Origin of the sequence: Microbacterium binotii (assembly GCF_021398715.1) — a bacterium.
Lineage (GTDB): Bacteria > Actinomycetota > Actinomycetes > Actinomycetales > Microbacteriaceae > Microbacterium > Microbacterium binotii_A.
In genome coordinates, this window is record NZ_CP090347.1 from 395,518 (window position 1) to 407,336 (window position 11,819).

General features: G+C 71.0%; 13 protein-coding genes. 4 read left to right on the forward strand and 9 right to left on the reverse strand.

What is annotated here, in order from left to right:
• Positions 1-7: 7 nt before the first annotated feature.
• The 3 genes from LXM64_RS02045 to LXM64_RS02055 are packed head-to-tail and all read right to left on the reverse strand — an operon-like array spanning position 8 to position 1,565.
• On the reverse strand, positions 8-499 hold the full coding sequence (locus tag LXM64_RS02045) for a metallophosphoesterase family protein (protein ID WP_234074426.1): 492 nt from the start codon (positions 497-499) through the stop codon (positions 8-10).
• On the reverse strand, positions 496-1,167 hold the full coding sequence (locus tag LXM64_RS02050; RefSeq protein WP_234074427.1) for an NUDIX domain-containing protein: 672 nt from the start codon (positions 1,165-1,167) through the stop codon (positions 496-498). The genes LXM64_RS02045 and LXM64_RS02050 overlap by 4 nt, the downstream gene beginning before the upstream one ends.
• On the reverse strand, positions 1,164-1,565 hold the full coding sequence (locus tag LXM64_RS02055) for a nitroreductase family deazaflavin-dependent oxidoreductase (protein WP_234074428.1): 402 nt from the start codon (positions 1,563-1,565) through the stop codon (positions 1,164-1,166). The genes LXM64_RS02050 and LXM64_RS02055 overlap by 4 nt, the downstream gene beginning before the upstream one ends.
• A gap of 104 nt (positions 1,566-1,669) precedes the next feature.
• On the opposite strand from LXM64_RS02055, the gene LXM64_RS02060 reads away from it, so the two are divergent.
• Genes LXM64_RS02060 through LXM64_RS02070 form a run of 3 tightly spaced genes read left to right on the forward strand, consistent with a single transcriptional unit; the run spans position 1,670 to position 4,860 of the window.
• Positions 1,670-2,173: a MarR family winged helix-turn-helix transcriptional regulator gene (locus LXM64_RS02060; protein ID WP_234074429.1), complete on the forward strand. Its 504-nt coding sequence runs from the start codon at positions 1,670-1,672 to the stop codon at positions 2,171-2,173.
• Between the two features lie 49 nt (positions 2,174-2,222).
• Positions 2,223-3,860, forward strand: a complete 1,638-nt coding sequence (locus LXM64_RS02065; RefSeq protein ID WP_234074430.1) for an FAD-dependent oxidoreductase — start codon at positions 2,223-2,225, stop codon at positions 3,858-3,860.
• Between the two features lie 37 nt (positions 3,861-3,897).
• Positions 3,898-4,860 (forward strand): Gfo/Idh/MocA family protein, encoded by a 963-nt coding sequence (locus tag LXM64_RS02070; RefSeq protein ID WP_234074431.1) that lies wholly within the window; start codon positions 3,898-3,900, stop codon positions 4,858-4,860.
• 165 nt (positions 4,861-5,025) lie between these two features.
• Here the strand turns inward: LXM64_RS02070 and LXM64_RS02075 are convergent, their stop codons facing one another.
• From LXM64_RS02075 to ald, 6 genes are all read right to left on the reverse strand, one after another.
• Positions 5,026-6,177: an MFS transporter gene (locus LXM64_RS02075; RefSeq protein ID WP_234074432.1), complete on the reverse strand. Its 1,152-nt coding sequence runs from the start codon at positions 6,175-6,177 to the stop codon at positions 5,026-5,028.
• Entirely contained in the window at positions 6,174-7,430 is a 1,257-nt protein-coding gene (locus LXM64_RS02080) for an aminotransferase class III-fold pyridoxal phosphate-dependent enzyme (RefSeq protein WP_137418141.1), read from the reverse strand. Before LXM64_RS02080 ends, LXM64_RS02075 begins: the two co-directional genes overlap by 4 nt.
• Before the next feature lie 2 nt (positions 7,431-7,432).
• Positions 7,433-8,200: a hypothetical protein gene (locus tag LXM64_RS02085; RefSeq protein ID WP_137418140.1), complete on the reverse strand. Its 768-nt coding sequence runs from the start codon at positions 8,198-8,200 to the stop codon at positions 7,433-7,435.
• On the reverse strand, positions 8,190-8,801 hold the full coding sequence (locus tag LXM64_RS02090) for a TetR/AcrR family transcriptional regulator (protein ID WP_234074433.1): 612 nt from the start codon (positions 8,799-8,801) through the stop codon (positions 8,190-8,192). The genes LXM64_RS02085 and LXM64_RS02090 overlap by 11 nt, the downstream gene beginning before the upstream one ends.
• Positions 8,801-9,598 (reverse strand): SDR family NAD(P)-dependent oxidoreductase, encoded by a 798-nt coding sequence (locus LXM64_RS02095; protein WP_234074434.1) that lies wholly within the window; start codon positions 9,596-9,598, stop codon positions 8,801-8,803. Before LXM64_RS02095 ends, LXM64_RS02090 begins: the two co-directional genes overlap by 1 nt.
• A gap of 275 nt (positions 9,599-9,873) precedes the next feature.
• On the reverse strand, positions 9,874-10,965 hold the full coding sequence (ald, locus tag LXM64_RS02100; protein ID WP_234074435.1) for an alanine dehydrogenase: 1,092 nt from the start codon (positions 10,963-10,965) through the stop codon (positions 9,874-9,876).
• A 151-nt stretch (positions 10,966-11,116) separates the two neighbouring features.
• On the opposite strand from ald, the gene LXM64_RS02105 reads away from it, so the two are divergent.
• Positions 11,117-11,617, forward strand: coding sequence for an Lrp/AsnC family transcriptional regulator (locus LXM64_RS02105; RefSeq protein WP_234075513.1), 501 nt, complete (start codon positions 11,117-11,119; stop codon positions 11,615-11,617).
• Positions 11,618-11,819: the final 202 nt, after the last annotated feature.

The following is an 11,819-nucleotide window of genomic DNA, read 5'->3' on the forward strand; positions in this document are numbered from 1 at the left end:
GCGCGGGTCAGAGGCTGACGAGCGTCGCCTCGACGCGAGCGTCGTCGATCGTGACCGTCATGCAGGTGTGGTCGCTCTGACGGCGCCGGTCCGTCGGGGAGCCCGGATTCAGCAGACGCAGCCCCGCCGGCGTGACGGTGTCCCACGGGATGTGGCTGTGCCCGAACACGAGGAGGTCGGTCTCGGGGTACGCCGCATCCATCCGCCGCTCCCGCGAGCGTGCGTCGCCCGTCTCGTGCACCACGCTCATCCGGACGCCCTCGATCCGACGGTGTGCGATCACCGGAAGCCGGGCGCGTAGGTCCGCCCCGTCGTTGTTGCCGTAGACGCCCACGACCTCGCCGTGCCGCGCGAGATCGTCCAGGACATCCGCGACGACCCAGTCTCCGGCGTGCACGATCAGATCGGCGTCGTCCGCGAGGCGGCGCACCGCATCCGGGAGCGTTCGCGCTCGCGGCGGGATGTGGGTGTCCGAGATCAGCAGCAGCCGCGTCGTCACGAACGGGCCGCCGAGAACGGTCCGCGCAGCGCCGCCCACTGCAGGAGCATGATCGTCTTCGCGTCGATGATGTCGACACCGATGCGCGCGAGCGCGTCGTCGACATCGAGCTCGAGCACCTCGATGTCCTCGCCCTCGTCGGCCAATCCCGCCCGCGCGCCCGACACGACGTCGCCGCGACGGTACGGCGCGGCGAAGAAGTGCAGCCGCTCGGTCACCGAGCCGGGGCTCATGTAGACGTCGAAGACGTGCTCCACCTCGCCGACCGGGCGCCCGGTCTCCTCCTCGGCCTCACGCCGGATGGCCGCCTCGGGAGCGTCGTCGTCGAGCAGGCCCGCCGCGGCCTCGATCAGCATGCCGTCGGGATGCCGGTTGACGTAGACCGGGTAGCGGAACTGACGCGTCAGCAGCACGGTGCGTGCCTCGGCGTCGTAGAGCAGGATGCACGCTCCGTCGCCGCGGTCGTACGTCTCGCGGTGCTCGGTGGTCCAGGTGCCGTCCGAATGCTGGAAGTCGAAGGTCGTCGTGCGCGTCACGAACCAGTTCGAGGTGAGCACGCGGACCTCGCGCACCCGCACCCTGGGGTTGCCGTCCAGGTCGCGCCCTGCGAGGTCGAGGCCCGTGCGTCCACGCGCATCGGGGACGTCGACTCCGGGCTGACCCGTCATCGGCGTTCCAGACGGACGACCGGGATGGTGCGCGTCGTGCGTCGCTCGTAGTCGCCGAAACCGGGGCTCGCCTCGAGGAAGCGTCGCCATGCCGCATCCCGTTCGGAGGGATCGAGCACGCGGGCCGTCACATGCACGTCGCCCGACGGCGTCTCGATCGTCACGTCGGGGTGTGCGCGGAGATTGTGGAACCAGGCCGGGTTGTCCTTGGCCCCCGCCTTGGATGCGGCGATCAGCCACGCGTCGGCGCCGTCCGGCAGCGCCATGAGCGGGGCGATGCGCTCAAGGCCGCTGCGGGCGCCGATGTGGTGCAGCAGGATGAGGGCGTCGCCGAAGTTCTCCACCCGGCCGCCGTTTCGTCGGAACTCAGCGATCACGTGGTCGTTGTACGAGGTCATTCGTGTGCTCCGTCCGCCGGTGGGTTCGCCCCCTCGATCCTCGCACTCCCCGCGGGAGATGGGGATGCCGCCTGCGAGCCGCCTGCGCACGCTACCGTCGTCGTGTGAGCGATGACCGTCGAGACGACGAGGTCGATCTGCTGATCGACGCGTGGGGCAGGCGCCTGCCCGATATCGACCTCACTCCTCTCGACGTCATGTCGAGGCTGCGTCGTGCGGCGATCCGGCTCGACCGACTGCGTGCCGCGGCGTTCGCGACAGCGGGCCTGGCGTCCTGGGAGTTCGACGTGCTCGCGGCGCTGCGCCGCGCCGATCCTCCGCACCGGCTGAGCCCCGCGCAGCTGATCGAACGGACGATGATCACGAGCGCGACGATGTCGCATCGGCTGGCGAACCTCTCGACGCGAGGACTCGTGGTGCGAAAGCGCAATCCCTCGGACGGACGCAGCGTCTACATCCTGCTGACCGATGAGGGCATCAGAGTGGTGGATGCGGCCATGACGGAGCTCGTGCGGCGGGAGGCGGAGGTTCTGGCGGGGTCGGATCGCGCCGACATCGCCGCCCTCACGCGGGCCCTGCGCCCGCTCATGGGCCCCGAACGCGGGTGACGCGCCCGTCGAGTTGTGGCGGAGCCGACCGACGAGGACAATCCCGCGTATGAGCCACGAGACCGTCGCCGTGCCGACTCGTCCCTCCGACCTGACCGACGCGCAGTGGGAGCGGCTGTGCGCGTACGGCACCGCAGAGGAGGTGGTCGCCGGGGACTACGTGTTCCGCTCCGGCGACCACGACTACGACATGATCCTCGTCGACACCGCCGAGATCGAGATCGTGCGCGACGGTCTGGGCTGGGTCGACGAGGTCGTGCTCACACGCATGGGTGCGCGCACGTTCGCGGGTGAGCTGAGCCTGCTGAACGGGCAGGGCGCCTTCCTCTCCGCCCGTGTCGCCGAGCCCGGCCGCATCCTGCGGGTGCCGCGTGCGCAGCTGCGTCGGTTGATGGCGGAGGACGACGAGCTCTGCGACCTGATCCTGCACGCCCTGTGGGACCGCCGGGAGTCGTTGCGAACCGGCCCCGCCGCCCTCACGCTCAAGTTCGTCGGGCTCCGGGGATCGCGCGAGTTCCTCGCCCTCGACCGCTTCGCCGAGCGGCTCGACCTCGTGCACACCGCCGTCGAGGTGGATCCCGACGACATGGGCGTGCACGCCGATCACGGCGTGCGGATCGAGGACCTGCCGATCGCCTACCTGCAGGGGGAGCCGGTCCCGCGTGCGACGCCCGGCATCGTCGCCGACCGGCTGGGACTGAGCTATCAGGCCGAGACGGATGCGGCCGTCGACCTCGTCGTGATCGGCGGCGGGCCCGCGGGGCTCGCCGCGGCGATCTACGGCGCATCGGAGGGGCTGAACACGGTGCTCCTCGATGCCGTGGCGCCCGGCGGCCAGGCCGCCGCGACCTCTCGTATCGAGAACTTCCTCGGCTTCCCGTTCGGCGTCAGCGGAGGCCAGCTCATCGGCCAGGCGACGCTGCAGGCGCTCAAGTTCGGGGTGCGGGTCTACGCCCCCTGCGAGGCCGTCGCGATCGCCGAGGTCCCCGAAGGACTCGAGGTCACCCTCGCCGACGGCCGCCTCATCCGCACCCGCACCGCCATCGTCACCTCGGGTGCCGCCTACCGCCGCCTCAACATCGAGGGGTGGTCGCGGTTCGAAGGCTCGAGCATCTACTACGCGGCGACGCCTCTCGAACTGCATCAGGTCGCGGGTGCGCCCTCCGTCGTCGTCGGCGGCGCGAACTCTGCGGGACAAGCCGCCCTCTATCTCTCCGGCAACGGCTGTCCCGTGCACCTCGTGGTGCGCGGGACGGACCTGCGCCAGCGCATGTCGAGCTACCTCGTGGACCGGCTGCTGGAGAGCCCCGGGGTCCGCATCCACACGGCCGCCAACGTGACGGCGTTGGACGGCGACGGCGTCCTCGAGAGCGTACGCATCGACACCGTCGGCGATGTCGACGCCCGTGGGCTGTTCTGCTTCATCGGGGCCGAGCCCGCCACATCCTGGCTCGGAACGCTCGACCGAGACGACCACGGGTTCTTGCGCACCGGCACCGACGTCACCGTGCAGTCGATCTCCCGCTGGCAGCAGCTGGGACGCGAGCCGCTGCCGTTCGAGACCTCGCTGCCCCGGCTCTTCGCCGCCGGCGACGTGCGGCGCGGATCCATGAAGCGGGTGGCAGCGGCTGTCGGCGAGGGATCGAGCGCTGTCGCGTCCGTTCACCGGGCGCTCGCGCTCGCGTGAGCGCCGTCGCCCACGCGGCCCCGCCTACGCTGGTGCGATGATCAACGTCGCCACGATCGGCTCCAGCATCATCACCGAGGCTTTCGCCCGCGCCGTCACCCAGGTCGACGGCATCGCGCTGCACACGGCGACCTCTCGCGACGCGGACCGCGCCGTCGAGATCGCCCGGCGCATCGGTGCGCCGCACGCCGCATCCGATCTGGATGCGGTGCTGGCCGACCCGGAGATCGACGCGGTGTACGTCGGCTCGCCCAACTCGGTTCATGCCGAGCAGATCCGCGCGGCGCTCGCCGCCGGCAGGCACGTCTTCGTCGAGAAGCCGGCCGTCGACTCCGAGCAGGAGTGGATCGCGCTCACCCGGGAGGCGACGCAGCGCGGGCTCGTCCTCATGGAGGGCATGCGGATGGCCTACGACCCCGGCATCGGTGTCGTGCGCGACCTGCTCCCGACGCTGGGCGTCCTGCGGCGTGCGTCGCTGCACTACGGCAAGCGGTCCTCGCGCTACGACGACGTGCTGGCGGGGCGGCGGGTCAACATCTTCGACCCCGCGATGGGTGGCGGTGCCCTCGCGGATCTCGGCGTCTACAGCGTGCACGCGGCCATGCTGCTGTTCGGCCGCCCCGACACGGTGCAGGCGCTGGATGTGCCGATCGCGAGCGGCGCAGACGGAGCCGGCGTTGCGCTGCTCGGCTACCCGGGTCTCGTGGTGGACGTCTCATACTCGAAGATCACGAACGCCGGGCGTCCGAGCGAGATCGAGGGGGAGCAGGCCACCCTCTCGATCGACGATCTCGTCAGCCCGCGCCGCGTGGTGCGTCACGCCGTCGACGGCGATCGCGAGGCCGTGGAGATCCCCGAGGAGCGTCACTCGCTGCGCGGCGAGGTGGAGCGTTTCGTGGCCCTCGTCGAGGCGGAAGGGACCGCCGCGGCCGAGGATCAGGAGCGCACGCGCCTCACACTGGAGACGATGGCGCGCATCCGCGCCGCCCTCGCCCGCTGAGCCTTCCGCTCGCGCGCCGCCTCCCTGTTCCCCTGTCACAGATCGCGCCGCCGGCGTCGATCTGTGACAGGGGAACAAGGAACCTCCACGCTCGCCTGGCTGAGAACGGGTGCGGCGCGTCGATGTGGGACAGGCGAGTGGGGGTGGGAGACGGGGTCGGCGAGGTCAGTGGCGGCGGAGAGTGCGCAGCAGCGGCGACAGTGCGGCCAGGATGACGGCGGGCACGAGGAATGCGGGGCCGAGCGACGGCCCTGCGGCGATGAGTCCGAGCGCGACCGCTCCGGCGACGGCGCCCGCGTAGTTGAAGAGGTTCACGCGCGCGATCACCTCGTCGCTGCGTTCCGGAAGCAGCTCGCCGGCACGGCTGAACGCGATCGGCACGAGCGCCCCCGATGCCACGCCCATCGCCGCGAAGCCGAGGATCGCCGTCGGCACGAACGGCGCCGCCGCCACCAGCACGGCGCCGGCCACGGCCACGACGACCGCCGCGACACCCAGCCGCATCCGTCCGATCCGTCGCACGAGCGGGTCCGTGCCCAGTCGCGCCGCCAGCATCGCGACGAGGTACGCCCCGTAGCCGAGGGGAGTGACGCCCGGGTCGGCCCGGAGCCCGTCGGTGAGGTAGATCGTGCTCCAGCTCGCGACCGCGGAGTCCACCACGAACGCCGCGAACACGATCGCACCCACGGCCCAGATCGCTCGGCGCGGCAAGGCCGGGCGGGATGCGGCCGTGTCGTCGACCTCGTGCGCCGCGCGCGTGGGATCGAAGGCCCCGAGGCCCCATCCGGCGATCGCGATCTGCGCCGCCGCTGCGATGACCAGGGTCAGACCCGCGGGAGCGCCGGTGGCCAGCACCGCCGCCGTGACCCCGGTGGCGACGATCGCCGCGCCCGTGTACCCGGCGTACAGCCGGCCGAACACCGGGCGCTCGTGGTGGCGCTGCAGCAGCGAGCCCTGCATGTTCGACGACGCGTCGACCGCGCCCAGGCCCACGCCGTAGAGCACGATCGCGACGATCAGCACGGGAAGGGATGCGGTGAAGCTGACGAAGAGGAGTCCCACCGCCTGCGCGGCGAGCCCGGAGGCGAGGGCGAGCCTACTGCCCGCCCGCACGGCGATCACGTCGGCGAGCACGGATCCGAGAGCGGCGGCGAGGCAGGTCGCGAGCAGGAGCAGCGACACCGCGTCGTCGCCGATGTCGACACGATCCTTGATCGTCGGCAGAGCAGTGACGATCGTCGCGTAGCCGAGGCCCTGCGCAGCGTAGGCGGCGCCGACGGCCGCACCACGCGTGCGCAGTGCCGGCAGCGCCGTCATGCCTCGATCGCGCGGAACGCCTCGTCGGCGATCTCGAGCGTCCGGGTGATGTCGGCGCTCGTGAGGGCCGCGTTGATGAAGTGGTTGTGGTGGGAGCTGAAGAACGCTCCGCGCTGCACGCATTCGGCGATCCACCGCTGGTGGAGCATGAGCGACTCGTCGTCGGCGAGGCGCAGATAGAACAGGGCCGGCTCGCCGGAGGCGACGAGCGTTCGGCCGTGCGACGCGGCGACCTCGGTGAGCCCGGTCGTCAGCGTGGTGCCGAGCTCGCGGAAGAGGGCGGGGCCGTCGATCGCCTTGAGCTTCTCGATCGTCGCGATGCCGGCGGCGAAAGGCACGGCGCTCATCCAGTAGCTGCCGGTGTAGGTGATGCTCGACACCGCCTCGCGCAGGCTGTCCTTCCCGCACAGCGCCGACATGTTGTAACCGTTCGCGATGGCCTTGCAGAAGCAGATGAGGTCGGCCTCGAAGCCGTAGAAGTGGTCGCTGCCGGCGAGGTCCAGACGCCAGCCGGCACGCACGTCGTCGACGATCAGCACGACGCCGTGCTCGTCGCAGAGCCGCCGCACCGCCTGCCAGTACCCCTGGGCGGGGAGTGCGTTGTCGAAGAAGTTGCCGTGCTTGTACGGCTGGGCGATGAGTGCGGCGATCTCACCGCGATGCTCGGTGAACACCCGCCGCATGGCCTCGATGTCGTTCCAGGGCACCTCGATGTTGCCCTGCACGTCGGTGTCGAGCACGCCGGGGTAGTCGAGCTTCTGGGTCCACGGAGCGACGCCGTGGTAGTACCCCTCGATGAAGACGATGCGCCGGCGGCCCGTCGCGGCGCGGGCGGTCATGATGGCCAGCGTCGTCGTGTCGCCGCCGTTCTTCGCGAAGAACGCCCAATCGGCGCTCGCGACGGTGTCCACCAGCAGCTCCGCCAGGTCGATCATCGTGGTCGAGGGAAGGGAGACCACGTCCTCCTTGCGCGCCTGAGCCTGGGCGGCGGCGGCCACATCCGCGTCGCCGTAGCCGAGCACGTTCGGCCCGTAGCCGCACATGTAGTCGATGTACTCGTTGCCGTCGACGTCCCAGAACCGGGTGCCCTCGGCACGTTCGGAGAACAGCGGGTATGCCGATCGGGGAATGAAGCAGCCTTCGGAGGGGCCGAGGTGCCCGGGGACGCCGCCGGGGATGACCTTCACGGCGCGGGCGAACGCCTCGTTGCTCTTCGTGTAGCTGTAGACGGGGGTCAGGGTGGGGGTGCTCATGATCACGCTCCGAGGTAGGCGCCGACGCGGTCGAGGATGCGGCTGGTGTTGTCGACGAGGGGGATGAAGCCGCGCATGGCGAGCCTGCCGTCGCAGACGCAGGCCAGCGCGCTGTCGCGGCCGCTGATCACGCCCCCGGCGACGTCGAGGTCCGCGAAGCGGAGGGCGGCGCGCGGCGGGTCCGAGAGTTCGTCATCGAGGCGGATGCGGTGGTTCTTGACCTCGAGCCGGTAGCGCAGCTCGTCGCCGATCTCGAGGTCGAGATCGCCGTCGGGCATGTGCGCCGCGGAGAAGCGCCCGCTCGTGTCCTCGTTGCCGACGACCGCGATCGCGCGCGCCGCGACCTCGAGGGTCAGCAGCGTGCTGCGGCGGCGGAACTCCGCATCCGCGAGGCGCTCGTCATCGGGCTTCAGGTAGACCCCGAGCAGGTCGGTGAGCGGGGTGAACACGCGCGTCAGGAAGCGGATGCCGGCGGGGCCGGCGATCGGGATGGGCTGCGCGGTGCCGGCGATGACGGCGTTGAGGTGGTCGACGGAACGGAACATCAGCGTCGGTCCTCGGCCCTCGGAGACCGGGGCGATGCCGTCAGGGGCGAAGCGGTATCGCGTCACGGGGATCCCCGGCGCGACGAGCGACAGCGTCGTCGGCGCGGGCAGGGTCCCGAGGATCCGTCCGGCCTCGGGCACGAGCTCGACCAGGCGGGGGAGTGCCCCCAGCACGGCTCGCGCGTTGGTGAGCGCGAGCACACGGGCATCGGTCTCAGTCAGCATCGGTGGTCTCCTTCACGGGGGTGGCGTAGGCGGCGAAGGCATCGGCGAGCAGACGGATGTGGCGGCGTGCCGCATCCGAGTCGCGCGTGCTGAGCCACGAGAGGGTGAGTCCGTCCAGGCAGCTCGCCAGCGACCACGCGAGCTCGTCGAGCGGGCGTGTCCAGGCGATGTCGGCGAGTTCGGCGGCGTAGGAGAGGCTGGCGCGCGCCGCGGCGCGATAGGTGGCCCACTGGCGCTTCACCGCATCAGGGTCGTGCCGCATCGCGTGCGTGGCGACGTCGAGCAGGGTCATCTCGCGCTGCGGTTCCGATTCGAGCAGCCGCAGGTAGGCGTCCAGCCCTCGCGCCAGCACCTCGGCGCACGTCGCGTCGGTGTCGGCATCCATCCAGGCCGCGAGGCGCTCCTGCTCGGTGATGTGCTCGACGATCGCGGCGATCAGGTCGTCGCGCGAGGCGAACACGTAGTGGAACGCCCCCAGCGGCATGTCGGCCTCGGCGACGATCGCGCGCGTGGTGGCCGCGGCCAGTCCCTCGCGACCGATGACCCGCACGGCCGCGTCGAGCAGTTCGCTGCGACGCTCCTCGAAGGAGAGCCGGCGCATCAGGCGCCCCGTCCCGCGCGCTCGGTCGCGGTGCGTCCGACCCTGAGCGTCAGCCGGCGCGGAGCGAGCTTCGCGCCGATGGACTGGATGCGGTTGCCCCAGCCGACCGTGACGACGGGTCCGCGGCGGGCGTCGAGGGCAGCGAACGTCGCGTCGAGCACCTCGTCGATCGTGCCGACGCGTCCCACCTTGAACTGCTCGGAACCCGACGCCTCGAAGAACTCCGTCGCCGTCGGGCCCGGGCACACGGCGAGCACCCGCATCCGGGACCCGCGGTTCTCCTCCCAGATCGACGCGGTGAGCGAGGTGAGAAACGCCTTGCATGCGCCGTACACGGCGAGATTCGGGGTGGGCTGGTGCCCCGCCGTGCTGGAGATCATGAGGAGGATGCCGCCGTCGGCGGCGAGGAGGTCGGGCAGCAGTAGCCGGGTGAGCACCGTGGGGGCGGTCACGTCGACCGCGATCTCCTGTGCGATCCGCGCCGGGTCCTCACCGGCGAAGGCTCCGGCGGTACCGAATCCGGCGCAGTTCACCAGCACCTCGGCCGTGAGCGAGCGCTTCGCGAGCTCGGCCGCGATCCGGCCGGGAGCGGCGGGATCGGTGAGGTCCGCGGGAATGACGTCGACCTGCCGGCCGTGCTGCGCGCGTACTGCGGCGGCGAGCTCCTCGAGTCGGTCCGCCCGGCGGGCGATGAGCACGAGGTCGTGGCCGCGGGCGGCGAAACGCTCCGCGTATCCACGTCCGAGCCCCGAACTCGCACCGGTCACGACCGCCACGGGTCGCCGCGTTTCCTGCATGAGCGCCTCCTTCGTCCCTGCTCCGTCGCAGTTGGACGTTTGACCAAGTTGGTTCATGAAACCGTACGCACCCCGCGCGGAGCAAGCATTCGCCGCGATTCGCAGGTGCGGGAAACGCCGCCGTAATCTGCGCCACGCTCACTCGACCGGCGTCAGGCGCGCGCGATGTGCGTTGCGCAGGAAGGTGTGCGTTCATCAGGACGGATCCGCCGGAATCGTCCTGATGAGTGGTGATCTCCTGTGTTGCGGATGCGGGCCACCCCGCATCCGGTGGGTCAGGTGCGCGGCTTGTCGGGGAAGGCGGCGGCGACGCCCGCGTTCGCGATCGCACCGCGGAGCGTGTTCAGTCCGAGCGCGAGGGCCGGGTCATCGGCGAGCGCCCGTTCCCAGCCCTTGTCGGCGAGGGCGAGCGCGTAGGGCAGCGTCGCGTTGGTCAGGGCCGGGGTCGAAGTGCCCGCCGCGGCGCCCGGCATGTTCGCCACGCACGAGAAGATCGTGGGGCCGACACGGAACGTCGGATCGTCATGGGTCGTCGGGTGGGAGTCTTCGAAGCACCCGCCCTGGTCGATGGCGATGTCCACGAGGACGCTTCCGGTCTTCATCCGCTCGACGATCTCGTGCGAGACGAGGTGCGGCGCCTTCGCGCCGGGGATGAGGACGGCACCGATGACGAGGTCCGCATCCAGCACCGTGCGCTCGATCTCGTACGCGCTGGATGCCACCGTGCGCACGGCGCCGCGGTACAGATCGTCGAGCTGGCGCAGCCGCGGGATCGAGATGTCGAGCACGGTGACGTCGGCGCCGAGCCCGACGGCTTGCGCGACCGCATTGCTGCCCGCGATGCCGCCGCCGATGACCGCGACCTTCGCGGGGCGCACGCCGGGGACCCCGGCCAGCAGCACACCGCGGCCGCCCTGCGAACCGAGGAGGTGGTAGCCGCCGGTCAGCACGGACAGGCGCCCGGCCACCTCGCTCATGGGGGCGAGCAGCGGGAGGGAGCGATCGGGCAGCTGAACGGTCTCGTAGGCGATCGCCGTGGTGCCGGCGCCGAGCAGCGCGTCGACGAGACGCTCGTCGGCGGCCAGGTGCAGGTAGGTGAAGAGGGTGAGGTCGTCGCGCAGGTAGCCGTACTCGGAGGCCACCGGCTCCTTGACCTTGAGCACGAGCTCCGCCGACCAGGCCTCGGCGACGTCGACGAGGCGAGCGCCCGCGGCGGCGAACTCCTCGTCGGTGATCGAGCTGCCCGTCCCGGCGCCGCTCTGTACCGCGACATCGTGGCCGTGCCGCACCAGCTCGCGCACGCCGGCCGGCGTGGCGGCGACGCGGTACTCGTGGTTCTTGACCTCGGCGGGGATTCCGATGCGCATGGCGCCGTCCTTCGTTTCGATGTATCAGGATGTTCGTCTGGAGCGGGCCGAATCTAGAAGAAAACCGTGTCAGAATCACTACCTGCCGAAGAGAATTCTCAGTAGCGAGAGAATTCCGGACAATCTCCGGCCGGATGCGGGGGTGGGTGTGATGCAGGCGCAGAACCGACGGGCCGATCCGGTGGACGAGCGCATCCTCTGGGAGCTGCGTCGCGACGCGTCGCAGACCAACGCGGCGCTCGCCGCGCGGGTCGGGCTCTCGCCCTCGGCGACGCACGCGCGCGTGCGGGCTCTGCGGGAGTCCGGCGCCCTCGGCTCGGCCCACGCCGACGTCGACTTCGCCGCTCTGGGGCTTCCCCTGCAGGCCATCGTCGCGGTGAAGCTCCGCGCGCAGGCGCGCCCGGCGATCAAGACCTACGCCGAGAAGGTCTCGCGCCTGCCGAACGTCCTGAACCTCTTCTTCCTCGGCGGCCAGACCGACTTCCTCATCCACGTCGTCACGACGTCGCCCGAGCAGCTGCGCGACTTCGTCGCCACGCGCCTGAGCATGGATCCCGCGGTCGCGTCGACGGAGACCCAGATCGTGTTCGACTGGGTGCGCACCTCGGCCCGTGCGGCCGGCTTCGACGACATGCGCGGACCCATCGGCTGACCCCGCCGCTTCCTTCGCTCGACCGCGTCCCGTCCCCGCACGTGTCGTTCTGCGACAGGTGAGCTGGGGCCGTCCCTGTTCCCCTGCCCCAGATCGACACGTGCGGCTCGATCTGTGACAGGCGAGCCGGGGTCGTCCGTGTTCCCCTGTCGCAGATCGACGCGCGTGGCTCGATCTGTGACAGGCGAGCCGGGCAGGCGGA

Bases quoted from the DNA above. Each gene is read 5' to 3' on its own strand.
- LXM64_RS02050 (WP_234074427.1), bottom strand. From the start codon at position 1,167: ATGACGGGTCAGCCCGGAGTCGACGTCCCCGATGCGCGTGGACGCACG.
- LXM64_RS02055 (WP_234074428.1), bottom strand. From the start codon at position 1,565: ATGACCTCGTACAACGACCACGTGATCGCTGAGTTCCGACGAAACGGC.
- LXM64_RS02065 (WP_234074430.1), top strand. From the start codon at position 2,223: ATGAGCCACGAGACCGTCGCCGTGCCGACTCGTCCCTCCGACCTGACC.
- LXM64_RS02070 (WP_234074431.1), top strand. From the start codon at position 3,898: ATGATCAACGTCGCCACGATCGGCTCCAGCATCATCACCGAGGCTTTC.
- LXM64_RS02075 (WP_234074432.1), bottom strand. From the start codon at position 6,177: ATGACGGCGCTGCCGGCACTGCGCACGCGTGGTGCGGCCGTCGGCGCC.
- LXM64_RS02080 (WP_137418141.1), bottom strand. From the start codon at position 7,430: ATGAGCACCCCCACCCTGACCCCCGTCTACAGCTACACGAAGAGCAAC.
- LXM64_RS02085 (WP_137418140.1), bottom strand. From the start codon at position 8,200: ATGCTGACTGAGACCGATGCCCGTGTGCTCGCGCTCACCAACGCGCGA.
- LXM64_RS02090 (WP_234074433.1), bottom strand. From the start codon at position 8,801: ATGCGCCGGCTCTCCTTCGAGGAGCGTCGCAGCGAACTGCTCGACGCG.
- LXM64_RS02095 (WP_234074434.1), bottom strand. From the start codon at position 9,598: ATGCAGGAAACGCGGCGACCCGTGGCGGTCGTGACCGGTGCGAGTTCG.
- ald (WP_234074435.1), bottom strand. From the start codon at position 10,965: ATGCGCATCGGAATCCCCGCCGAGGTCAAGAACCACGAGTACCGCGTC.
- LXM64_RS02105 (WP_234075513.1), top strand. From the start codon at position 11,117: ATGCAGGCGCAGAACCGACGGGCCGATCCGGTGGACGAGCGCATCCTC.